Here is a 22,217-nt window from a genome sequence, read left to right on the forward strand (position 1 = left end):
GGCGCTATCCTTTAGTTCTCGATCAGTCCTTGAGCGTCAATGCAAGCACCTGCACCACCAGCTCCTGGTAGCTGATGCCGACCGCACGCGCCGCCTTCGGCGGCAACGAGTGGTCAGTCATGCCGGGCGCCGTGTTCACTTCCAGGAAATACGGCTTGCCTTCTCCGTCCAGCATGAAGTCGGCGCGGCCCCAATCGGTGCAACCGAGCACGTCGAAGGCCTGGCGCGCGATCTTCTTCAGGCGCGCTTCCTCTTCAGCCGCGATGCCGCAGGGAATCAGGTACTGCGTGTCGTTGGCGATGTACTTCGCGTGATAGTCGTAGAACTCGCCGGCGGGCACGATGCGGATGATGGGCAGATCGAGATCGCCCGCGATGCACGCCGTATATTCACCGCCGCCTTCGATGCTCTTCTCCACCACGACGATCTTGTCGAACTTCACCGCTTCTTCGAGCGCGGGCACGAGCGCATCGGCCGTCTTCACCTTGATGACGGCGACGCTCGAGCCTTCGCTGGCCGGCTTCACGAACAGCGGCAAGCCGAGCTTCGCGACGATTTCGTTCGCGCGCGCGGCGTAGTCGTCGCCGCGCAGCACGGCTTCGAACGGCGGCGTGGGCACGCCGAGCTGTTGCCACACGAGCTTCGTGCGGAACTTGTCGAGACCGAGCGCCGAACCGAGCACGCCGCTGCCCGTATAACGGATGCCGTAGAAATCGAGCGCGCCCTGAATCTGGCCGTTCTCGCCGTAGCCGCCGTGCAGCGCGTTGAACGCGCGCACGAAGCCTTCGTCCTTCAACGCCGCGAGCGGACGCTCGGACGGATCGAACGGATGCGCGTCGACACCCGCATCGCGCAGCCCTTGCAGCACGAGACGGCCGGAGTTCAGCGACACTTCGCGCTCGGCGGATACACCGCCGAGAAGGACCGCGACCTTGCCAAAAGATTTAGGATCGATACTGCTCATTTCGCACCTTCATTTCCTGCAAGCCGACCCGGCACACCGCCAATCGAACCTGCGCCCATCGTGATCACCACATCGCCGTCGCGCACGATTGCAGCGAGCGCGTCCGGCACTTCATCTACTGTTTCGACAAACACCGGCTCGACCTTGCCCGCCACACGGATCGAACGCGTGAGCGAACGGCCGTCCGCGGCGACGATGGGCGCCTCGCCCGCTGCGTAGACTTCCGTCAGCACGAGCGCATCGACCGTCGACAGCACCTTGACGAAATCTTCGAAGCAGTCGCGCGTGCGCGTGAAGCGGTGCGGCTGGAATGCGAGAACGAGGCGCTTGTCGGGGAACGCGCCACGCGCCGCCGCAATCGTCGCGGCCATTTCCACCGGGTGGTGGCCGTAGTCGTCGACGAGCGTGTAGGCGCCGCCGCCCGTCACGCTCACTTCGCCGTAGCGCTGGAAACGCCGGCCGACGCCGTTGAAATCCGCGAGCGCTCGCTGGATATCGGCATCTTTCACCTCGAGTTCAGTCGCAATCGCAATTGCGGCCAACGCGTTCTGCACGTTGTGCAGGCCAGGCAGGTTCAAGACGATGTCGATGGGCGGCGCGTCTTCGCGCATCGCCGTGAAATGCATCTTGCCCTCGCGCGCCTCGACATTGACGGCGCGCACCTGCGCGTCGGGCGCAAAGCCGTAGCGGATGATCGGCTTCGACACGAACGGCAGGATCTCCTTCACGTTCGGATCGTCGACGCACAGCACCGCAATACCGTAGAACGGCAGACGGTGCGTAAATTCAATGAACGCCTGCTTGAGCCGCGCGAAGTCGTGGCCGTAGGTGTCCATGTGATCGGCGTCGATGTTCGTGATGACTTCGATCACCGGGAACAGGTTCAGGAACGACGCATCCGATTCGTCCGCTTCGGCGACGATGAAATCGCCCGTGCCGAGGCGCGCATTCGCGCCCGCGCTGATCAGCCGTCCGCCGATCACGAAGGTCGGATCGAGGCCGCCCGCCGCGAGCACGCTCGCCACCAGCGAAGTCGTGGTCGTCTTGCCGTGCGTGCCGGCAATCGCGATGCCCTGCTTCAGGCGCATCAGTTCCGCGAGCATCACCGCGCGCGGCACGATGGGAATACGGCGATGACGTGCCGCGAGCACTTCAGGGTTGTCGCTGCGCACGGCCGTCGATACGACGACGGCGTTCGCGCCTTCGATGTTCTCTGCGTCGTGACCGATCGCGATGCGCGCGCCGAGCGCAGCAAGGCGCTCCGTCACCGCATTGCGCGACAGGTCCGAACCGCTCACCTGATAGCCGAGATTGACGAGCACTTCGGCGATGCCGCTCATGCCCGCGCCGCCGATCCCGACGAAGTGAATGTGTTTGACGATATGTTTCATTGCTGCTTTCCTTCCGGGCTCAGGCTCGGTGTCACGCCTGCCACCGTTGCGCAGATCTGCGCGACCTGTTCGGTGGCATCGGGTTTCGCGAGCGAGCGCGAACGCTCCGCCATGTCCGCGAGCGACGCCCGCGTCTGGCTGCGCAACCAGTCGGCGAGGTTATCCACCGACAGATCGCGCTGTTGTACGAGCAGCGCCGCGCCGTGATCGGCGAGAAACGCTGCGTTAGTTGTCTGGTGATCGTCGACGGCGTATGGGAACGGCACGAAGAATGCCGCCACGCCCACCGCCGCGATCTCGGCGACCGTCATCGCGCCCGAACGGCAGATCACGAGATCGGCGTTTGCATAGGCGCTCGTCATGTCGTCGATGAACGGCACGAGTTGCACGTCGTCGCCCGTCGCGATGCCGGCTGCTTCGTAGTTCGCGCGCAATGCGTCGATATGTTTCGCGCCCGCCTGATGCACGACGCGCGGACGCTCTTGCGGTGCGAGTCGGGCCAGCGCGCGAGGCACCGCTTCATTCAACGCCGCCGCACCCAGACTGCCGCCCACCACCAGCACGTTCAGCGGACCACTACGCGCGGCGTAGCGTGCTTTGGGTGCTGCCGTGCGCGCAAGTTCCTCACGAATAGGATTACCCGTCCACTCCGCATGCGGCAACGCGTCCGGAAACGCGACCAGCACGCGCTTTGCAAGCTTCGCGAGCACCTTGTTCGCGAGACCGGCGATCGAATTCTGTTCGTGCAGCACGAGCGGCGTGCCGCTCACTGCCGTCATCACGCCCGCCGGGAACGTGATGTAGCCGCCCATGCCGAGCACGACATCGGGCTTCACGCGACGCAGCACCGAGAGACTCTGCATGCACGCGCGCAGCAGATTCACGGGCAGCATCAGCTTGGTCTTCATACCCTTGCCCCGCAGGCCGCCGAACTGCACGTACTCCATCGGAATGCCGTGTTTCGGGACGAGCGTCGCTTCCATGCCGGCGGGATTGCCGAGCCACACGACGCGCCAGCCCCACGCCTGCATCAGGTGCGCGACGGCGAGACCCGGGAACACGTGTCCCCCGGTGCCTCCCGCCATCACCATCAGCGTGCGTTGTTGCTTCGTCATACCTTGCCCCCGCGCATGAGGACCCGGTTTTCGTAATCGACGCGCATCAGCACCGCCACCGCGACGCAGTTCAGCAAAATGCCCGAGCCGCCGTAGCTGACGAGCGGCAGCGTGAGACCCTTGGTAGGCAGCAGGCCGAGGTTCACGCCCATGTTGATGAAGGTCTGCGCGCCGAACCAGATGCCGACGCCCTTCGCGACCAGACCTGCGAACGTGCGGTCGAGCGCGAGCGCCTGACGGCCGATCTCGAACGAACGGCGCACGATCCAGTAGAACATCAGGATCACGACGAGCACGCCGACGAAACCGAGTTCCTCGCCGATCACGGCCAGGATGAAGTCGGTATGCGCTTCGGGCAGATAGTTGAGCTTTTCGACACTGCCGCCGAGGCCCACGCCGAACCATTCGCCTCGGCCAAACGCGATCAGCGAGTGCGTCAATTGATACGCCTTGCCCTGCGCATAGCGGTCGTCCCACGGATCGAGGTACGCGAAGATCCGCTCGCGGCGCCACGGCGACGCCCACACGAGCAACGTGAATGTACCGACAGCCGTCGCCACCAGTCCGCCGAAAATCTTGCCGTTCACGCCGCCGAGGAACAACAGGCCCATCGCGATCGCCGCGATCACCATGAACGCGCCCATGTCCGGCTCGAGCAGCAGCAGCATGCCGACCACGCCGACGGCGAAACCCATGGGCAGGAAGCCCTTGGCGAAGCTGTGCATGTATTCCTGCTTGCGCACCGTGTAGTTCGCCGCATAGATCGTCACGGCGAGCTTCATGATTTCCGACGGCTGCATGTTCGTGATGCCGAGCGGAATCCAGCGGCGCGCGCCGTTCACGCCCTTGCCGACGTGCGGAATCAGCACGATCACGAGCGCGACGAGCGCGATCAGGAAGAGCTTCGGCGCGTACTTGTCCCACGTCGAGATGGGGATGCGGAACGCGATCACGCCCGCGACCGAGCCCATCACGACGAAGATCAGCTGGCGCACGAGAAACGCGTAGTCGCGATACGACGCGTACTTCGGCGAGTCCGGCATGGCGATCGACGCCGAGTACACCATCACGACGCCGAGACCCAGCAGCGCGACGACGACCCACAGCAGCGAGTGGTCGTAGTCGAGCATCCGCGAGCGCAGCGGGCGCACACCGTTGACGGCGCTCGACAGCCCGCCCGTGCGCGACGTGCGCTCCGCCGCCGCGCCACCTGCGGAGCCGCGCTGCTTGCCGAGTTGCGACCCGAAGCGTTCCGTCCAGCTCATATCATCGTCCCCCGTTCGGCAGCGATGTCTTCGACCGCGCTCTTGAACACGGCGGCGCGGTGCGCGTAACCCTTGAACATGTCGAAGCTGGCGCACGCTGGCGACAGCAAGACGGCGTCGCCCGGCTGCGCGACCGCGCTGGCTGCGCGCGTCGCTTCTTCGAGCGTCGCGTGATCGGTCATCGCGATGCCCGTATGCGCGAGCGCCGCGCGAATCTGCGGCGCGTCGCGGCCGATCAGCATCACCGCGCGGCACCAGCGCATCACCGGCTCGGCGAGCGGATCGAACTCCTGGCCCTTGCCGTCGCCGCCCGCGATCAGCACGACGCGCTGCGCGAGGCCGTCGAGCGCCGCGACCGTCGCGCCGACATTGGTGCCCTTGCTGTCGTCGACGTAATCCACACCGTCGATCGACGCAATCAGTTCGACGCGATGCGGCTCGCCGCGATACTCGCGCAAACCGTGCAGCAGCGGCGCGCCGGGCAGACCGATGGCGCGCGCGAGCGCGAATGCGGCCAGCGCGTTCGTCGCGTTATGCAAGCCGCGGATACGCAGCGCGTCAGCGGGCATCAGCCGCTTCAGCCCGATGTTCGGCGGCGTCGTGGATTCGCTCTTGCGACGGCGCGTGGGCGTGGGCTCGTCGGTCGCGTCGCGGTCGTGCGCATCGACGAGCCAGACCATGCCGCTTTCGCGCATCAAGCCGAGGTCGCCGTCGCGCGCCGGTTCGCCGACGCCGAAGGTCACCACCTGCGCGCCGCCTGGCTGCGACGGCGCGAGCGCCATCACGCGCGCGTCGTCGCGGTTGAGCACGCGCACCGTGTTCTTGCCGAAAATCTTGCCCTTAGCCGCAGCGTAAGCATCGAGACCGCCGTGCCAGTCCAGATGATCCTGCGTGATGTTCAGGATCACGGCGGCGTCCGGCTCGAACGTGTGCGCGGTTTCCAGCTGGAAGCTCGACAGTTCGAGCACCCAGACGTCGGGCAGCGCGGTGTTGTCGATTGCTTCCGTGAGCTTGTCGAGCGCGGCCGGGCTGATGTTGCCCGCGACCGCGACCTTCTTGCCCGCCCGCTCGCACAACAGGCCCGTCAGACTCGTCGTGGTGGTCTTGCCGTTCGTCCCCGTGATCGCGATCACCTTCGGCGCGTAGCCGCTTTCGCCGAGCGTGCGCAATGCCTGCGCGAAGAATTCGAGTTCGCCCCACACGGGGATGTCGCGGTCGCGCGCGGCGGCGATCAGCGGCAGGAGATCGGCGGCGAGCGGCGACAGGCCGGGGCTGATCGCAACCAGCTCCACGCCTTCGAGCAGCACCTCGGAAAACGGCCCGCCGACGAAATTCCCCTCGATGCCATGCGCTTCGAGCGCAGACAGGTTCGGCGGCACTTCGCGCGTGTCGGCAATGCGCAGGCGGCAACCATGCCGCGCGCACCAGCGCGCCATCGCGAGGCCCGATTCACCGAGCCCCAGCACGAGCACCATCGGCTTTTGCCGATCCCGAAACTTCTCGCCAAACATCGACTGCTTCCCCTTGCTTTGCGACTTGCTTGCGACCTTAAGTACGACTCGAATGCGGCTTAACGCAACTTGAGCGTGGACAAACCGAACAGGCACAACATCAGCGTGATGATCCAGAAGCGCACCACCACTTGCGTTTCCTTCCAGCCAGACAATTCGAAGTGGTGATGCAGCGGCGCCATCTTGAAGATGCGACGGCCTTCACCAAAACGTGCCTTCGTGAACTTGAACCACGTGACCTGCAACATCACCGACACCGTCTCGGCGACGAAAATCCCGCCCATGATGAACAGCACGATTTCCTGACGCACGATCACGGCGATCGTGCCGAGCGCGCCGCCCAGTGCGAGCGCGCCGACGTCGCCCATGAACACCTGCGCCGGGTGCGTGTTGAACCAGAGGAACGCCAGGCCTGCCCCGCCCATCGCCGAGCAGAAAATCAGCATTTCGCCCGCGCCCGCAATGTGCGGGAACAGCAGGTATTTCGAATAGACCGCGCTGCCCATCACGTACGCGAACACGCCGAGCGACGAGCCGACCAGCACGACGGGCATGATGACGAGGCCGTCGAGGCCATCGGTGAGGTTCACTGCGTTGCTCGAACCGACGATCACGAAATACGTCAGCGCGATAAAGCCCCACACGCCGAGCGGATAGGTCATCGACTTGAGGAACGGCAGCAACAGGTCGGCGCGGGCGGGCAGGCCCATCGAAAGACCGCTGCGCACCCACGCCATGAACAGGTCGAACACGCGCACGTTGCTCGCTTCCGACACGCTGAACGCGAGATACACGGCTGCGAACAGGCCAATCACCGACTGCCAGAAATACTTTTCGCGCGACGACATGCCGCGCGGGTCCTTGTAGACGACCTTGCGATAGTCATCGACCCAGCCGATCACGCCGAAGCCGAACGTGACGAGCATCACGATCCAGATGAAGCGGTTGGTCAGGTCGGCCCACAACAGCGTGGACACGGCGATACCGATCAGAATCAGCACGCCGCCCATCGTCGGCGTGCCGGATTTCACGAGGTGCGTCTGCGGGCCGTCCTTGCGCACGGCCTGGCCGACTTTCATCTGCGCGAGCTTGCGAATCACCCACGGGCCGCAGACGAGCCCGATCAGCAGTGCGGTGATCGTCGCCGCGACTGCACGAAACGTCAGATAACTGAACACGCGCAAAAAGCCTACGTCGTTCTGCAGCCATTGCGCCAGCGCCAGTAACATACTTCTGTCCTTCTCTTTCAGTGTGCGCCGGGCGCGTTGCCCGGTGCAGCGGGTTGTGGACTCGTAACGGCGTCCACCACGCGTTCCATTTTCATGAAACGCGAGCCTTTCACGAGATACGTCGCAGCCGCGCCGTAACCGGCCTGCTGCAATTGCGCGACGAGCGCAGCCGCGTCGTCGCAATGGTGTGCTTCGCTGCCGTACGCGGCGCAGGCATCGCGCGACGCATCGCCCAGCGCATACAGCGCGTCAATGCCGCGCGCCTTCGCGTACGCGCCGACTTCGCGATGAAACGCCGGGCCGTTGTCGCCGACTTCGCCCATGTCGCCCATCACCAGCACGCGCGGCGACGGACGCTCAGCGAGCACGTCGATGGCGGCGAGCATCGAATCGGGATTGGCGTTGTACGTGTCGTCGATCACGGTTGCGCCCGCCATCGCGCCGAGTACCGCGCGCTTCACCTGCAAGCGGCCCTTCACTGCGCCGAATGCTTCGAGACCGCGCTTGATCGCTTCGAGCGAAACACCCGACGCCAGCGCAGCCGCCGTGGCTGCCAGCGCGTTGTGCGCGTTGTGCGCGCCGAGCACTTGCAGCGTGACGTCGAGATGGCCTTCGGGCGTATCGATGCTCAACTGATTGCCGTCGAGCGTGCCTTGGACGGCAGCTTCCGTCGTGCGTTCGTTCGTGTTCAACGCGAAATCGACGATGCGATTGCCCGTCGCCGCGACGCGCCAGATACCGGCGTAAGCATCGTTGGCCGGGAACACAGCGACGCCTTCCGGCTTCAGCGCGTGAATCACGCTCGCGTGTTCGAGCGCGACCGCCTCGACAGTCGCCATGAATTCCTGATGCTCGCGCTGCGCGTTATTGACGACCGCGACAGTCGGCTCGGCAATCGTGCCGAGCAGCGCCGTTTCACCCGGATGATTCATGCCGAGTTCGACGACGGCGAGCTGATGCGCTTCGTTCAGGCGGAACAGCGTCAGCGGCAAGCCGACGTCGTTGTTGAAGTTGCCAGCCGTGGCGAGACGCGATTGTTCGCCGACAGCCGCCGCGAAGATCGACGAGATCATTTCCTTGACTGTCGTCTTGCCGTTGCTGCCCGTCACCGCGACGAGCGGCATCGTAAAGCGGCGACGCCAGCCGTTGGCCAATGCGCCCAACGCCGTGCGCGTGTCGCCCGTTACGCGCAATGCGGGCACGTTGAAGTTGTCCGGCGTGCGGGTGACGAGCACCGCGCTCACGTCGCGCGAGGCGACGTCGGCCAGAAAATCGTGCGCGTCGAAACGGTCGCCCTTCAGCGCGACGAACAGATCGCCGGGACCGCACGAACGGCTGTCCGTCGAGACGCGTTCGAATGCGACCGACTCGTCGCCTGTTACTTTGGCGCCAGGAATCAGCGCGGCGGCTTCACGCAGCGTGAACATCATGATTCGCCACCTCCGCGTGCATGCGTGACGCGAGCAGCCAGCGCGAGCCGCGCGTGATCCTGATCCGAGAACGCGCGCTTCTTGCCCATGATTTCCTGCGTCGATTCGTGCCCCTTGCCCGCCAGCACGATGACGTCTTCGCGCGCCGCGCAACGCACGGCTTGCAGGATCGCGCTCGCGCGGTCTTCGATGCGGCGCGCCTTCGACGCGTCCTTCATGCCGGCCGCGATCTGCTCGATGATTTTCTGCGGATTTTCGCTGCGTGGGTTGTCGCTCGTCACGACCACGCTGTCGGCGCAGCGCTCCGCGATTTCACCCATCAGCGGGCGCTTGGTCGCGTCGCGGTCGCCGCCACAGCCGAACATGCAGATCAGCTTGCCGCCGCGCGCATCCGCGATCGGGCGCAATGCCGTCAAGGTCTTTTCCAGCGCGTCCGGCGTGTGCGCGAAGTCGATCACGACGAGCGGCTCATCGTTCTGCAGGCGGCCGCCGAGGCGTTCCATCCGGCCGTTCACCGATTCGAGCTTCGCCAGTTGCGCGACAGCGGCGTCGAACGGCACGTCGGCTGCGAGCAGCGCGCCAAGCACGCCGAGCAGATTGCTCACGTTGAACGTGCCGAGCGTGTTGACTTCGATGTCGGTGTTGCCCCAGTCCGACGCGATGTGAAACGCCGTGCCCGTCGCCGTCGCACGCACGTTGGACGCGACGATCGACGCGTCGGCCTGCACGTCGGCGTGCGATTGAAGCGCGTAGGCGATGGTCTTCGCGTGGCCTTTGGTGCTCGCGATCATGCGACGGCCCGCTTCGTCATCGGCGTTGATGACGGCGGCCTTCAGTTCCGGCCACGCAAACAGGCGCGCCTTCGCCGCTTCGTAGGCTTCGAACGTGCCGTGATAGTCGAGATGATCTTGCGTGAGATTCGTGAACACGGCGACGCTGAACGCGGTGCCGTTCACGCGGCCCTGATGCAGCGCGTGCGACGACACTTCCATCGCGACCGCTTTGGCGCCCGCGGCGCGCAACTGCGCGAGGTTGCGTTGCAGTTGCGGCGCGTCGGGCGTCGTGAAGCCTGTGTACACGAGGTGGCCCGGCATGCCGCTGCCGAGCGTGCCGATAATCGCGCACGGCTGGCCAAGCGCCGTCAACGCGGCCGAAATCCAGTTCGTGCACGACGTCTTGCCGTTCGTGCCCGTCACGCCGATCACGCGCATCGCGTCGCTCGGATCGCCGTACCACGCACTCGCGATCGTGCCCGCCAGTTCGTTCAGGCGCGGCACCGCGAACGTCGTCGCGGGATCGATATCCCCCGTGAAGTCTTCTGGCTGAACGAGCACGGCAGCCGCGCCGCGCTCGATCGCGTTCGCGATGAAAGGGCGGTTGTCGGCGCCGTCAACGGCGTACGCGAGGAAAACGTCGCCGGCCGCGATCTTGCGGGTATCGGCGTGCAAATGCGCACCTGGCTGCACGCGTGCGCGCAGCCAGGCTAGCGCGTCAGCAATCTGCTGTTGCGCTGGATGAGAAGAACGCAGCGCACTCATCTGACTACTCCGGGGCGGTTCTTCGTACTGTCTGAAATCTGCAGCTTCTTCGGCGCGGCATGCGTCGAAAGTCTCTTTGCACCGTTTGCACCGTTCGCGGCCGGCTGCGACGCGGCGGCGGGCTTCGCGGGATTCGTTTCGTCCGATACGACCATCTGCTTGACGGGCTGATCGGGCGGCACGTTCAGCGAGCGCAGCGTGTCGCCGACGATCGACGAAAACACCGGGCCCGACACCTGGCCGCCGAAGTGGCTGCCCGCCGTCGGTTCGTCGACGGACACGGCCACCACGATGCGCGGATTCGGCATCGGCGCCATGCCGACGAACGACGCGCGGTACTTGCTGTGGTCATAGCCACGGCCCACGTGCTTGTACGCCGTACCCGACTTGCCGCCGACGCGATAGCCGGGCACCGCTGCATCCGGCGACGTGCCGCCCGGCGAGACGACCGTTTCGAGCATCGCGCGAACTTCGCGCGCGGTGGTCGGCGCGAAGACCTGCGTGCCTGTTGCCGGCTGGTCTTTCGGCGTGCGGAAAATCGACACGGGCAGAATCCGGCCGTCGTTCGCAATGGCCGTGTAGGCGCGGCCCAGCTGAAACAGCGACACGGACAGACCGTAGCCGTAAGACATCGTCGCCTGCTCGATACGGCGCCAGCTCTTCCAGGGGCGCAAACGGCCCGCCGCCGCACCCGGGAAACCGACCTTCGGCGCCTGGCCGAGACCGATGCCCGTGTACATGTTCCACATCTCTTCGGGCCGGAGCTGCATGGCGATCTTCGTCGCGCCGATGTTGCTCGACTTCTGGATCACGCCGCCCACCGTCAGCACGCCGAAGCCCGAGTCGTCGGTGATGGGCGCGCCGTCCAGCACGAAACGGCCGCCACCCGTATCAACCAGTGTAGTCGGCGTAACGCGGTGCAGATCGAGCGCGAGCGACACCGTGAACGGTTTCATGATCGAGCCCGGCTCGAACGTGTCGGTCAGGATGCGGTTGCGCAACTGCTCTCCCGTCAGATGCGAGCGATCGTTCGGGTTATAGGTCGGGTAATTGACGAGCGCGAGCACTTCGCCCGTTTGCACGTCGATGACCATCGCGGCGCCAGCTTTCGCCTTGAACTTCTGCACGGCCGCTTTCAGGTTCGTGTACGCGATGTACTGGATCTTGCTGTCGATCGACAGATCGACGTCCTGACCGTTGTGCGGCACAACCTGCTCGTCCACGTCTTCAATGATGTGGCCGAGACGGTCCTTGATGACGCGACGGCTCCCCGCCATGCCCGCGAGCAGCTTCTGGTCGCCCAGTTCGACGCCTTCCTGGCCCTCGTCCTCGACGTTCGTGAAGCCGATCAGGTGAGCCGTGATTTCGCCTTCCGGATAAAAGCGCTTGTACTCGTTGCGCTGATAGATGCCCGGAATGTTCAGCGCTTCCACTTTCGCGGCCACTTCGACGGGCACCTGGCGCTTCACATAGACGAAGGTCTTGTCTTCCGACAGCTTCTTGCGCAGCTCCGGCTGCGTCATGTCGAGCAGCTTGGCGAGATCGGCGAGCTTGTCCGCGCCGAGGTCGTCGGGCACCGACTCGGGAATCGCCCAGATTGCGCGCACGGGCAGGCTCGTCGCGAGCACGAGGCCGTTACGGTCGAGAATCTTGCCGCGCGTGGCGGGCAACTCCAGCCGGCGCTGATAGCGGCTTTCGCCCTGCTTCTGATAGAAACCGTTGCCCGGGCCCTGAATCCAGAACGCCCGCGCCGTCAGCGCGACGAACGCCATGAAGAGCAGGAACACGACGAGCTTCGAGCGCCACATCGGCAGGCGCACCGAGAGAATCGGATTCGCCGAGAACGCGACGCTCTTGTTCTTGTTCGACGATTTCTTCATCGCGTGGCTCCACGAGCTTTCGCGGCCGACGCCGGAGTCGGCGCCGAGACCGGGATCGGCGCGTCTTCGGCCTTGGCGGAGCCGGCTTCGAGCGTCAGATATTGCGTGCGTCCCGTGGTCGCGCCCTGCATCTTTAGAGAATCGGTCGCGATCTGCTCGATGCGCGAGGTCTTCGACAGCGCGCTCTGCTGATATTGAAGCTGCGAATAGTCCTGCTGCAGCTGGCGCTCCTGCGATTGGGCGCGCTGCAACTGGATAAAGAACTGACGCTGCTGATTGGTCGCGTTGACGACCGAAAGCGCACAACCCATCACGACGATCAGCAGGAAGATATTGAGACGGTTCATGGCGCGATCCGCTCCGCGACGCGCATCACGGCGGAACGGGCGCGCGGGTTCGCGGCGACTTCGGCGTCGCTCGCGAATACGCGGCCAATCAGTTTGAGCGGCGGGCTCGGCAGGTCGACGGCGCGGATCGGCAGACGGCGGTCGACAGCAGGCGCATTCGAGTGCGCCTGCATGAACCGCTTGACGATCCGGTCTTCGAGCGAATGAAAGCTGATCACGACCAGCCGCCCCCCTTGCTCCAGCAACGACAATGCTGCTTCTAGTACGACTTGCAGCTCCGCAAGCTCTTGATTGATGTGAATCCGTATAGCTTGAAAGGTGCGGGTTGCCGGGTCCTTACCCTTCTCACGGGTTTTGACGACGTTAGCCACGATTTGGGCAAGCTCGCCCGTGCTGACGAGAGGCCCAAGACGGTCGGACTCTGCCCGGCGAGCAGCAAGCGCCTTTGCAATCTGAAAAGCAAACCGTTCTTCCCCATAATCCCGTATCACCTCCGTCATTTCCTGCACCGTGGCCCGCGCCAGCCAATCCGCAGCGGACTCGCCGCGCGTCGGGTCCATCCGCATGTCGAGCGGGCCGTCGGCGCGGAAACTGAAACCCCGCTCCGGGTCGTCGAACTGCGGCGACGACACGCCCAGATCCAGCAACACTCCCGACACACGCCCTACCCCGCGCTCGCTCATCGCGTCGCGCAGTGATGCGAAACTTTCATGCACGATCTCGAAGCGCGGATCGGCGATCTGCTGCGCGGTGGCAATGGCGAGCGGGTCCTTGTCGAATCCGATCAGGCGCCCTGACTCGCCCAGCTTTGCCAGCACCGCGCGGCTGTGGCCGCCGCGCCCGAACGTGCCATCTATATAGATACCGTCCGCGCGCGTGACGAGCGCATTCACCGCTTCTTCGAGCAGCACCGTGCGATGCTGCAATTCGTTACTCATCGCAGGCGCCATATCTATTACCTGCGGTCAAAATGTGAAGTTCTTCAGAGACTCGGGCATGCCCTGCGACATCGCCGCCTGTTCCTGCGCGTCGTAGGTTTCCTTGTCCCAAATCTCGAACCGGCTTCCCATTCCCAGCAACATCACTTCTTTTTCCAGCTTCGCCGCCTGGCGCAGCTCGGGCGCGATCAGCACGCGGCCAGCCGTGTCCAGATCGACATCCGCAGCACTGCCGAGAAAAATGCGCTGAAACCATTTGGCTTCCATCGGCAGCGCGACGATCTTGGCGCGAAAGACTTCCCACTCAGGGCGCGGAAACAGCAACAGGCAGCCGTCCGGGTGACGCGTAATCGTCACTCGGCCTTCTGCCTGTCCTTGCAGCGCATCACGATAGCGAGACGGGACGGACATCCGCCCCTTCGCATCGAGTGTCAGCGCTGACGCCCCTTGGAACACTTCACTCCCCTCTTTTCAGGGCGCTGAAAGATGTCGCCCGATTCTGGAAATTTACCGAAGAAAGCGCGTTGGATCACACAAAAATACACTTTCTCACACTGTCTCCCACTTTAGAGTAACCCCCAACACGGGTCAAGGGAGAGTCGCGGTTTTTTGACGAATTTTGTTTGCTAGAACAAGGACTTAGCGACGCCTGCTCAGGTGACGCCTAAAAATGGAAAATCGTTATAAATGAATGAACTAACGAAACTTGTGAAGGTGATACGTGAAAAGTGCGAGGGAAGAGCGTGGAATAAAAGCGTTCGTGATGGGTGAAAAGCGCGGTAAGACGGAAGATTTGGAGCGAATTTCCAAGGGCGACGCGGGGTGCGCCGCCCACTTCGAACAGTTGTGCTTTAAGCCAGGCTACACGTGATACGCCGTGCGGGTCATGATCTTCGACGCGGCCCGCATCAGCGCGCGCGCCGGGAACGGTAACTCGACGCCGCCCGCATCCGTTGCGGCCTTGCCGTGCGCGGCTTCATCGATACGCATTTGTTCGACGATCGCGCGCGACTCGTGATCGCCTTCCGGCAGCGTGGTCAGATGGCCATCCAGATGCAGTTCCACCTGCCGCTCCGTTTCCGCCATGAAGCCGAGGCTCACGCGATCACCAAGGCGGCCAGCCGCAAGACCGATTGCAAGGGCGCCAGCATACCAGAGCGGATTGAGCAGGCTTGGACGCGAATTGAGCGCTTCGAGGCGCTTGTACGTCCACGCCAGATGATCTTCCTCTTCGCGCGCGGCGTGCTCGAAGGCCTGCTTGAGCGCGGGCGAGCGCGTTGCCAGTTTTTGCGCCTGATACAGCGCTTGCGCGCACACCTCGCCGACGTGATTCACGCGCATCAGTCCTGCTGCGTGCGCGCGCTCTTCATCAGTCAGCTCGACTGGCTCTGTCGAAGCGGGCGGCACGGGTAGCGGACGCGACATGCGCGACACCCCGGTCATTGAGCGTAAACCCCGATCGAACTCATTAATCAAATCATCAAGCAGCATTCTGGCCTCCACGACGCGGCGTCCGGAACGCTTCGCGCAAAGCCTTGCCCAGCGAGACTTTGCGGCCGGTGGCAAGAAAAATTCCGAAGCGTCTCCGACGGCCGATTCTGGATTTTAGATCATGTTGCGTAAACGAAACAGCGGCCGGATGGCTGCCCTGCTTTTTCTTTGTGCGCTTAGGTGTCTTTGTTACATTACGTGGCAACTTCTCGAAGAAGTTACGCAAGGTCGCGACACAGATAAATACTTGCCTTGCTTGAAAATAATTCGCAATTCCTTGGAGATCTTTCGATGAAAAAGTCGCTTCTCGCTCTTGCAGCATTGGGCGCGTTTGCTGGCGTCGCTCACGCTCAGAGCAGCGTGACGCTGTACGGCATTATTGATGAAGGTTTTAACTACACGAACCACGTGCAGGCAGCAGCCGGTGCTGGCCGCACGAACCAGAGCCTGTACAACCTGTCGAGCGGCGTTCTGCAAGGCAGCCGTTGGGGCCTGCGCGGTACTGAAGACCTCGGCGGCGGCCTGAAGGCCGTGTTCGTGCTGGAAAGCGGCTTCGACGTGAACAGCGGTAAGTCGGGTCAGGGCGGCGCGCTGTTCGGCCGTCAGGCTTACGTTGGTCTGTCGAGCCAGTTCGGTACGGTTACGCTGGGTCGCCAGTACGACTCCGTGGTCGACTATGTCGGTCCGCTGGAAGCCGGCGACCAGTGGGGCGGCTACATCGCGGCTCACCCGGACGATCTGGACAACTTCAACAACGCAAACCGCGTGAACAACGCAATCAAGTTCACGAGCGCGAACTACGCCGGCCTGACGTTCGGCGGCATGTATAGCCTCGGTGGTGTTGCAGGTGCGACGGGCCGCAACCAGATCTGGTCGGTGGGCGCTGGCTACAACAACGGCCCGCTGGTGTTGGGTGCTGGCTACTTGAACGTCCGCGATCCGAATACCTCCTTCTGGGGCAACGTGCCGAGCAGCGGCGCGAACCCGACCAACAACATCGGCAAGGTTACGGGCGTCCAGAGCAACCCGGTCATCTCGGGCTTCGCTTCGGCTAACTCGTACCAGGTCGCTGGCGCGGGTGGTGCGTACACGTTCGGCGCAGCAACGGTCGGCGTGACGTATTCGTTCATCCAGTTCGGCAACCTCGGCACGGAGAACGTCACGGCTCCGGCTTACCGCGGCTCGGCAACGTTCAACAACGGCGAAATCAACTTCAAGTATCAGTTGACGCCGGCTCTCGTTCTGGGCGCAGCATATGATTACACGCGCCTCGCTTCGTTCAACGGTCATGGCGGCGCGCACTACAACCAGGGCGCACTGGGCGCGGACTACTTCCTGTCGAAGCGCACGGACGTCTACCTGATCGGCGTGTACCAGCATGCTTCGGGTACGGACTCGACGGGCCAGCAAGCAGTTGCTTCGATCAACGGCCTGACGCCGTCAAACTCGAACAACCAGTTGACGGCTCGCGTTGGTATCCGTCACAAGTTCTAATAAGTTGTGAAAGCGTAGTTACCCTCGAGGGCGCCTTAGGGCGCCCTTTTTTATTGGTGCTTGCGAAGCCTTTGGTCGCTCGCGCCAATGCAAACAAAAACGGCCCAACGGTTTGCACCATTGGGCCGTCCCTGATTTGAGGCGCTGACTCTCACATCTATCTTTGCGCCACAGGTCTCCTCGCCTACAACCTTGCTCGCGCCGACGCGTTACGCCCGGCCGTCACGCAATTCGCGCCGCAAGATCTTGCCGACATTGCTCTTCGGCAGTTCCTTGCGAAACTCGACGAGCCTCGGGCGCTTGTAGCCCGTCAGCTGAGTCTTGCAGTACGCGAAGATGTCGGCGTCGGTGATCGCGTCGTCCTTCTTCACGATGTAAAGCTTCACCGCTTCGCCCGAATGCTCGTCGGGCACGCCGACAGCCGCCACTTCGAATACGCCGGGGTGCCTGGCGACCACGTCTTCGATCTCGTTCGGATAGACGTTGAAGCCCGACACGAGAATCATGTCCTTCTTCCGGTCGACGATCTTCACGAAACCATCGTCGTTGACGGTCGCGATGTCGCCTGAACGGAAGAAGCCGTCGGACGTCATCACCTTTGCCGTTTCGTCGGGCCTGTTCCAGTAGCCCGCCATCACCTGCGGACCACGGATGCACAACTCTCCCGCCTGGCCGGGAGGCAATTCGTTGCCGTCGTCGTCGCGGATCGAGACTTCCGTCGACGGCAGCGGCAGGCCGATCGTGCCACTGTACTCAGTGACTGTGGTCGGATTGCAGGTGACGCACGGCGACGTCTCCGACAATCCGTAGCCTTCGACGATCGGCGCGCGCGTGCGCTCGTACCAGCGGTTCGCGACGGCTTCCTGCACGGCCATCCCGCCGGCATTCGCAACCAGCAGATTCGAGAAATCGAGCTTCCCGAAATCGGGATGATTGAGCATCGCGTTGTACAGCGTATTCACGGCGGGAAACGTCGTGATTTTGTAGCCTTGCAGCGACTGGATCATGCCGGCGATATCGCGCGGATTCGGAATCAGCACGCCGAGGCCGCCCGTGCGGATCGTCAGCAGACCGCAAACCGTCAGCGCGAACACGTGGTAAAGCGGCAGTGCTACAACGGTCACGAACTGATCGATGTCACCGCGCTTCTTGCGCGCCGGCTCCACCCACACATGCGACTGCAGCACGTTCGCGACCAGATTGCGATGCAGGAGCGTGGCGCCCTTGGCGACGCCCGTCGTGCCGCCTGTGTACTGGAGAAACGCGACGTCGTCGGGACTCTGCTTCACAGGTTTGAACTTGCTGCGCGCGCCGTCGGAAATGGCATCGTTGAATCTGACGTGGCCCGGCAGATTCCATGCGGGGACCATCTTTTTCACGCGACGTACGACGAAATTGACGATCAATCCCTTCGCACCCATCAGATCGCCCATCGACGCGACGACGATATGTTTGATCGACGTATTGCGTACGATCGCCTGCAACGTCACCGCGAAGTTCTCGAGAAGGATGATCGCTTCCGCGCCGCTGTCCTTGAGCTGATGCTCGAGCTCGCGCGGCGTGTAAAGCGGGTTCACGTTCACGACGACGTAACCCGCGCGCAGGATCGCCGCGAGCGCGACCGGATACTGCAGGACGTTGGGCATCATGATGGCGATACGCGCACCGCGCGCAATGCCCTTCGACTGGAGCCAACCGGCAAGGCGCGTCGACAGGCTGTCGAGTTCGCCGTACGTGATCTGCTTGCCCATGCAGGCGAAGGCCGGCTTTGCGCGATATTCGCGGAAGCTCTCCTCCAGCATGTCGGTGACCGACTCGTATTGCGTCGGATCGATCTCTTTTGGCACGCCGGGCGGATACGACTTCAGCCAGACTTTTTCCATACGGCGTCTCCTCCGTGATTTTCGAATGGTCGTGCTAAAAGCCGCATCGTAGCATGCGCACACGTGCCGACATTCGGGATAAGCCCCCAGTTAGACGGTGCACTCGAAAGCGCACGGACCGGGCACGAAGGCGCAGCGGTCGCGTTCCCGCCGCGCGTGCGAAAAAGCCACTCAGGCTCGTTCGACCTCGACGAGACAGTCGTAGAAGGTGGCGGAGCCGCCCAGGTCGGTCAACGCCTGGCTCGTGACCTGGTTGGCGTTGCGACCGTCCGGCGCGAGCTTTTTCCACCAGATCGACAGGCCGACGACGAGTCCAACGCGTGCCTTGTCGGTCACGCGGGCGCGCGCTTGCATCGAACCGCGATCGTTGAAGATGCGGACCTGATCGCCGTCGTTGATGCCGCGTTTGCTTGCGTCGGCGGGATGGATATCGAGATGCGGCTCGCCTTCCGTCGCACGCAGGCTTTCGACGTTCACGAACGTGCTGTTGAGGAAATTGCGCGCGGGCGGCGAGATCATCGCGAGCGGATAGCGGGCCGCGAGTTCAGGTGAGCCGTCTGCCGACTCGTAAGGCGGCAGATAATCCGGCACCGGTTCGAGGCCCAATTGCGCGAGTCGCTCGCTATAGAACTCGCACTTGCCCGATGGTGTGCGAAAGCCGCCATTCGCAAACGGCGCATCGGGGACATTCAGCTTTGCCCAGCCGTCGCGCTTGAGCGTCTCCCAGCTGTGGCCTTCCAGCATCGGATCGTTCCAACGAAACGCCGACGACGCCACCGCCTCATCGCTTTCATACAGCGCCGGCTCATCGAGGCCCATCGCGCGCGCGATACCGCGAAAGATTTCCGTGTTCGGCCGCGCGTCGCCGACGGGCGCGATCGCAGGCAGGTTGACCATCACGTGCGTGTGCCCGTAAGACTTATGAACATCGAGATGCTCGAGCTGCGTCGTAGCGGGCAGCAGCAGATCGGCATAGTCGGCCGTGTCGGTCTGGAAGTGCTCGAGCACGATCGTGAACAGATCTTCGCGCGCAAAGCCGGCGGCGACGCGCTCGGAATCCGGCGCCACCGCGACGGGGTTCGAGTTGTACACGACGATCGCCTCGACCTTCGGCCCGAATGCGGCGTCACCCGAATGGCAAAGCGCGTCGCCGATAGCGTTCATATTCACGACGCGCGGCTGTTTCGAAGGCCAGCCCGGCATCAGGTCGGGCCGCGACAACGCGTGTGAATCGACAGGCGCCCAGCCGGACGACGACAACAGCGCACCGCCCGCACGCTCGCGCCAGGCGCCCGTCAACGACGGCAGGCAAGCGATCGCGCGAACGGCGTTGCCGCCGCCGCGTACACGCTGCATGCCGTAGTTCAGGCGAATCGCCGACTTTTTCGTGCTGCCGTAGAGGCGCGCCAGATCCACGACCACCTGCTCGTCAATCCCACAGATCTCAGCGACGCGCGCAGGCGGATAGTCGAGAGCGCGCGCTTTCAGTTGATCGAATCCAAGCGTGTGATCAGCGATGTAGGCGCGATCGAGCATGTCTTCTTCGATCAGCACGCGCATCATGCCCAGCGCAAGCGCGCCATCCGTGCCCGGCTTGAGCGCAATGTGCTGATGGCATTTTTCAGCAGTGAGCGAGCGGTATGGGTCGATTGCGATCAGGCGCGCGCCGTTGCGCTTCGCCTCTTGCGCCCGCGTCCAGAAGTGCAGATTCGACGCGATCGGGTTTGCGCCCCAGATCAGAATCACCTCGCTCTCGGAGAAAAACTCCGTGAGCATCCCGAGGCTTGCGCCGTATGTATATTTGAGACCCGCCGCGCCAGCCGCTGCGCAAATGGTCCGGTCCAGTTGCGAGGCGCCGAGCTTATGGAAAAAGCGCTGCGCGATGCTGTCGCCCTGCACGAAACCCATCGTGCCTGCGTAGCTGTACGGCACGATCGCTTCCGGCGCACGGCCGGCGATTTCCGACAGACGCTCGCCGGCGACGCGCAGCGCTTCATCCCAACTGATCGGCTCGAAGCGCCCTTCGCCTTTTCGACCAATCCGCCGCATCGGCGTCGTGAGCCGGTGTGGATGATGCACGCGATCCGCATAACGGCTGACCTTCGTGCACAGGACGCCTTGCGTCGGCGGGTGATCCGGTTCGCCGACAACCTTGATCGCGCGGCCGTTGTCGACGGTTACGCGCATTGCGCAGGTATCGGGGCAATCGTGCGGACAGACGGCGCGGGCGAATTCAGCGGGAGCGTTCATGTTTGTATCGAGGGACTGCGCGGATGAAGGTGTTGATTTTATTACGTTCCGGCGTCCGGATCCGACACATGGCCGTCAAAAATGGGGATCGGCGTAGAATCGATTTTGATCTTCTCCGGAATCGACTGTCCGGATCAACTGCACACACAGCCAGACACTCAATCCATCATGAAACTGCTTCCTGAAATCCAAGCCGCTCGCGGCGAAATTCAGACTCTCCGACGAACAATCCACGCCAATCCGGAGTTGCGATATGAAGAGACGCAGACAGCGTCACTCGTCGCCAAGACATTGGCTGGATGGGGTATCGAGGTGCATGAAGGCATCGGAAAAACCGGCGTGGTCGGTGTGCTCAAGCGCGGAACGGGGACGAAATCAATCGGCTTGCGCGCGGATATGGACGCGCTGCCTATCCAGGAACTGAATACTTTCGATCACCGCTCGAAAAACGAAGGGAAGATGCATGCGTGCGGTCACGATGGACATACCGCGATGCTGCTGGGCGCGGCGCGCCATCTCGCCAAGCACGGCGATTTCGACGGGACGATTGTGTTCATCTTTCAACCGGCGGAGGAAGGCGGAGCCGGTGCGCAGGCGATGATCGACGATGGGCTGTTCACGCGCTTTCCGGTGGACGCCGTATTTGGCATCCATAACTGGCCGGGCATGCCCGCGGGACATTTCGGCGTCACCGAAGGTCCGATCATGGCGTCGAGCAACGAGTTCCGCATTGAAATTAAAGGCGTCGGCTCGCATGCGGCTTTGCCGCATAACGGTCGCGATCCCGTGTTCACGGCTGTGCAAATCGCGAATGGCCTGCAAAGCGTCATCACGCGCAACAAAAAGCCGCTCGATACCGCCGTCCTGTCGATCACCCAGATTCATGCCGGTGATGCTGTCAACGTCGTGCCGGATTATGCATGGCTTGCGGGGACCGTTCGGACTTTCACGACAGAGACGCTCGATCTGATCGAAACGCGGATGCGAAAGATCGTGCAGAGCACGGCTGAAGCCTACGAGTGTTCGGTCGAGATGACCTTCCATCGCAACTATCCGCCGACGATCAATAGCGGGAAGGAAGCGCGGTTTGCTGCGGCGGTGATGAAGGAAGTCGTCGGAGAGGAGAAGGTTGACGATACCGTCGAACCAACGATGGGCGCAGAAGACTTTTCGTTCATGCTGTTGGCGAAGCCCGGCTGCTATGCGTTCCTCGGAAACGGCAACGGTGGACATCGCGAGGCCGGGCATGGTGCCGGTCCCTGTATGCTGCACAATGCTAGCTACGATTTCAACGATGACCTGCTGCCGGTCGGGGCCACGTACTGGGTGCGGTTGGCGCAGCGTTTTTTAGCTGAGGCTTAGAGCTTGCCAACGTAGCATGGGTATGCGAAGGGACGCGTTTACTGCTCCGCCGATGGCGTGCGGTCCGGGATGTGAGCACAAAGTGGCCGCGGGTCGGCCAAGCTGACGATCGCCCCGCCTGGTGACGGT

At 63.2% G+C, this 22,217-nt stretch carries 18 protein-coding genes; 2 read left to right on the top strand and 16 right to left on the bottom strand.

What is annotated here, in order from left to right; all coding sequences use genetic code 11:
- Positions 1-22: 22 nt before the first annotated feature.
- The 14 genes from C2L66_RS14080 to C2L66_RS40650 form a co-directional block, all read right to left on the bottom strand.
- Positions 23-964 carry a D-alanine--D-alanine ligase gene (locus C2L66_RS14080; RefSeq protein WP_054929046.1) on the bottom strand — a complete coding sequence of 314 codons (942 nt, stop codon included), beginning with the start codon at positions 962-964 and terminating at the stop codon, positions 23-25.
- Positions 961-2,355 carry a UDP-N-acetylmuramate--L-alanine ligase gene (gene murC / locus C2L66_RS14085; protein WP_060599652.1) on the bottom strand — a complete coding sequence of 465 codons (1,395 nt, stop codon included), beginning with the start codon at positions 2,353-2,355 and terminating at the stop codon, positions 961-963. The genes C2L66_RS14080 and murC overlap by 4 nt, the downstream gene beginning before the upstream one ends.
- Positions 2,352-3,470 carry an undecaprenyldiphospho-muramoylpentapeptide beta-N-acetylglucosaminyltransferase gene (gene murG, locus C2L66_RS14090; protein WP_054929048.1) on the bottom strand — a complete coding sequence of 373 codons (1,119 nt, stop codon included), beginning with the start codon at positions 3,468-3,470 and terminating at the stop codon, positions 2,352-2,354. The genes murC and murG overlap by 4 nt, the downstream gene beginning before the upstream one ends.
- A complete protein-coding gene (ftsW, locus tag C2L66_RS14095; protein ID WP_054929049.1) occupies positions 3,467-4,735 on the bottom strand; it encodes a putative lipid II flippase FtsW in 1,269 nt (422 codons plus the stop codon). The genes murG and ftsW overlap by 4 nt, the downstream gene beginning before the upstream one ends.
- Positions 4,732-6,246, bottom strand: coding sequence for a UDP-N-acetylmuramoyl-L-alanine--D-glutamate ligase (gene murD, locus C2L66_RS14100; protein WP_060599651.1), 1,515 nt, complete (start codon positions 6,244-6,246; stop codon positions 4,732-4,734). Before murD ends, ftsW begins: the two co-directional genes overlap by 4 nt.
- A gap of 59 nt (positions 6,247-6,305) precedes the next feature.
- A complete protein-coding gene (gene mraY / locus C2L66_RS14105) occupies positions 6,306-7,475 on the bottom strand; it encodes a phospho-N-acetylmuramoyl-pentapeptide-transferase (RefSeq protein ID WP_007747064.1) in 1,170 nt (389 codons plus the stop codon).
- Between the two features lie 17 nt (positions 7,476-7,492).
- A complete protein-coding gene (locus tag C2L66_RS14110; RefSeq protein ID WP_060599650.1) occupies positions 7,493-8,905 on the bottom strand; it encodes a UDP-N-acetylmuramoyl-tripeptide--D-alanyl-D-alanine ligase in 1,413 nt (470 codons plus the stop codon).
- Entirely contained in the window at positions 8,902-10,443 is a 1,542-nt protein-coding gene (locus C2L66_RS14115; protein ID WP_060599649.1) for a UDP-N-acetylmuramoyl-L-alanyl-D-glutamate--2,6-diaminopimelate ligase, read from the bottom strand. The genes C2L66_RS14110 and C2L66_RS14115 overlap by 4 nt, the downstream gene beginning before the upstream one ends.
- Positions 10,440-12,323 carry a peptidoglycan D,D-transpeptidase FtsI family protein gene (locus C2L66_RS14120; protein WP_054929053.1) on the bottom strand — a complete coding sequence of 628 codons (1,884 nt, stop codon included), beginning with the start codon at positions 12,321-12,323 and terminating at the stop codon, positions 10,440-10,442. The genes C2L66_RS14115 and C2L66_RS14120 overlap by 4 nt, the downstream gene beginning before the upstream one ends.
- Positions 12,320-12,670 (bottom strand): cell division protein FtsL, encoded by a 351-nt coding sequence (gene ftsL, locus C2L66_RS14125; protein WP_054929054.1) that lies wholly within the window; start codon positions 12,668-12,670, stop codon positions 12,320-12,322. The genes C2L66_RS14120 and ftsL overlap by 4 nt, the downstream gene beginning before the upstream one ends.
- The gene (rsmH, locus tag C2L66_RS14130; protein ID WP_054929055.1) at positions 12,667-13,620 is read right to left on the bottom strand and encodes a 16S rRNA (cytosine(1402)-N(4))-methyltransferase RsmH; all 954 of its coding nucleotides are present in this window, start codon (positions 13,618-13,620) and stop codon (positions 12,667-12,669) included. Before rsmH ends, ftsL begins: the two co-directional genes overlap by 4 nt.
- Positions 13,621-13,635: 15 nt before the next feature.
- A complete protein-coding gene (gene mraZ, locus C2L66_RS14135) occupies positions 13,636-14,064 on the bottom strand; it encodes a division/cell wall cluster transcriptional repressor MraZ (RefSeq protein ID WP_009771045.1) in 429 nt (142 codons plus the stop codon).
- Positions 14,065-14,469: 405 nt separating this feature from the next.
- Positions 14,470-15,099 carry a 2-polyprenyl-3-methyl-6-methoxy-1,4-benzoquinone monooxygenase gene (gene coq7, locus C2L66_RS14140; protein ID WP_054929056.1) on the bottom strand — a complete coding sequence of 210 codons (630 nt, stop codon included), beginning with the start codon at positions 15,097-15,099 and terminating at the stop codon, positions 14,470-14,472.
- Positions 15,089-15,421, bottom strand: coding sequence for a hypothetical protein (locus C2L66_RS40650; RefSeq protein ID WP_148654553.1), 333 nt, complete (start codon positions 15,419-15,421; stop codon positions 15,089-15,091). Before C2L66_RS40650 ends, coq7 begins: the two co-directional genes overlap by 11 nt.
- On the opposite strand from C2L66_RS40650, the gene C2L66_RS14145 reads away from it, so the two are divergent.
- Entirely contained in the window at positions 15,391-16,593 is a 1,203-nt protein-coding gene (locus tag C2L66_RS14145; RefSeq protein ID WP_054929057.1) for a porin, read from the top strand. The genes C2L66_RS40650 and C2L66_RS14145 overlap by 31 nt on opposite strands.
- 209 nt (positions 16,594-16,802) lie before the next feature.
- Here the strand turns inward: C2L66_RS14145 and C2L66_RS14150 are convergent, their stop codons facing one another.
- Together C2L66_RS14150 and C2L66_RS14155 are read right to left on the bottom strand one after the other, a co-directional pair.
- Entirely contained in the window at positions 16,803-18,476 is a 1,674-nt protein-coding gene (locus tag C2L66_RS14150; protein ID WP_060599648.1) for a long-chain fatty acid--CoA ligase, read from the bottom strand.
- Positions 18,477-18,647: 171 nt separating this feature from the next.
- Positions 18,648-20,726 (bottom strand): molybdopterin-containing oxidoreductase family protein, encoded by a 2,079-nt coding sequence (locus tag C2L66_RS14155; protein ID WP_054929059.1) that lies wholly within the window; start codon positions 20,724-20,726, stop codon positions 18,648-18,650.
- Positions 20,727-20,894: 168 nt separating this feature from the next.
- On the opposite strand from C2L66_RS14155, the gene C2L66_RS14160 reads away from it, so the two are divergent.
- On the top strand, positions 20,895-22,088 hold the full coding sequence (locus C2L66_RS14160) for a M20 aminoacylase family protein (protein ID WP_054929060.1): 1,194 nt from the start codon (positions 20,895-20,897) through the stop codon (positions 22,086-22,088).
- The last annotated feature ends 129 nt before the right edge of the window (positions 22,089-22,217 follow it).

Source organism: Paraburkholderia caribensis, from assembly GCF_002902945.1.
Classification (GTDB): Bacteria; Pseudomonadota; Gammaproteobacteria; order Burkholderiales; family Burkholderiaceae; genus Paraburkholderia; species Paraburkholderia caribensis.

Bases quoted from the DNA above. Each gene is read 5' to 3' on its own strand.
- C2L66_RS14080 (WP_054929046.1), bottom strand. From the start codon at position 964: ATGAGCAGTATCGATCCTAAATCTTTTGGCAAGGTCGCGGTCCTTCTC.
- murC (WP_060599652.1), bottom strand. From the start codon at position 2,355: ATGAAACATATCGTCAAACACATTCACTTCGTCGGGATCGGCGGCGCG.
- murG (WP_054929048.1), bottom strand. From the start codon at position 3,470: ATGACGAAGCAACAACGCACGCTGATGGTGATGGCGGGAGGCACCGGG.
- ftsW (WP_054929049.1), bottom strand. From the start codon at position 4,735: ATGAGCTGGACGGAACGCTTCGGGTCGCAACTCGGCAAGCAGCGCGGC.
- murD (WP_060599651.1), bottom strand. From the start codon at position 6,246: ATGTTTGGCGAGAAGTTTCGGGATCGGCAAAAGCCGATGGTGCTCGTG.
- mraY (WP_007747064.1), bottom strand. From the start codon at position 7,475: ATGTTACTGGCGCTGGCGCAATGGCTGCAGAACGACGTAGGCTTTTTG.
- C2L66_RS14110 (WP_060599650.1), bottom strand. From the start codon at position 8,905: ATGATGTTCACGCTGCGTGAAGCCGCCGCGCTGATTCCTGGCGCCAAA.
- C2L66_RS14115 (WP_060599649.1), bottom strand. From the start codon at position 10,443: ATGAGTGCGCTGCGTTCTTCTCATCCAGCGCAACAGCAGATTGCTGAC.
- C2L66_RS14120 (WP_054929053.1), bottom strand. From the start codon at position 12,323: ATGAAGAAATCGTCGAACAAGAACAAGAGCGTCGCGTTCTCGGCGAAT.
- ftsL (WP_054929054.1), bottom strand. From the start codon at position 12,670: ATGAACCGTCTCAATATCTTCCTGCTGATCGTCGTGATGGGTTGTGCG.
- rsmH (WP_054929055.1), bottom strand. From the start codon at position 13,620: ATGGCGCCTGCGATGAGTAACGAATTGCAGCATCGCACGGTGCTGCTC.
- coq7 (WP_054929056.1), bottom strand. From the start codon at position 15,099: ATGCTGCTTGATGATTTGATTAATGAGTTCGATCGGGGTTTACGCTCA.
- C2L66_RS14145 (WP_054929057.1), top strand. From the start codon at position 15,391: ATGAAAAAGTCGCTTCTCGCTCTTGCAGCATTGGGCGCGTTTGCTGGC.
- C2L66_RS40650 (WP_148654553.1), bottom strand. From the start codon at position 15,421: ATGCTGCAAGAGCGAGAAGCGACTTTTTCATCGAAAGATCTCCAAGGA.
- C2L66_RS14150 (WP_060599648.1), bottom strand. From the start codon at position 18,476: ATGGAAAAAGTCTGGCTGAAGTCGTATCCGCCCGGCGTGCCAAAAGAG.
- C2L66_RS14155 (WP_054929059.1), bottom strand. From the start codon at position 20,726: ATGAACGCTCCCGCTGAATTCGCCCGCGCCGTCTGTCCGCACGATTGC.
- C2L66_RS14160 (WP_054929060.1), top strand. From the start codon at position 20,895: ATGAAACTGCTTCCTGAAATCCAAGCCGCTCGCGGCGAAATTCAGACT.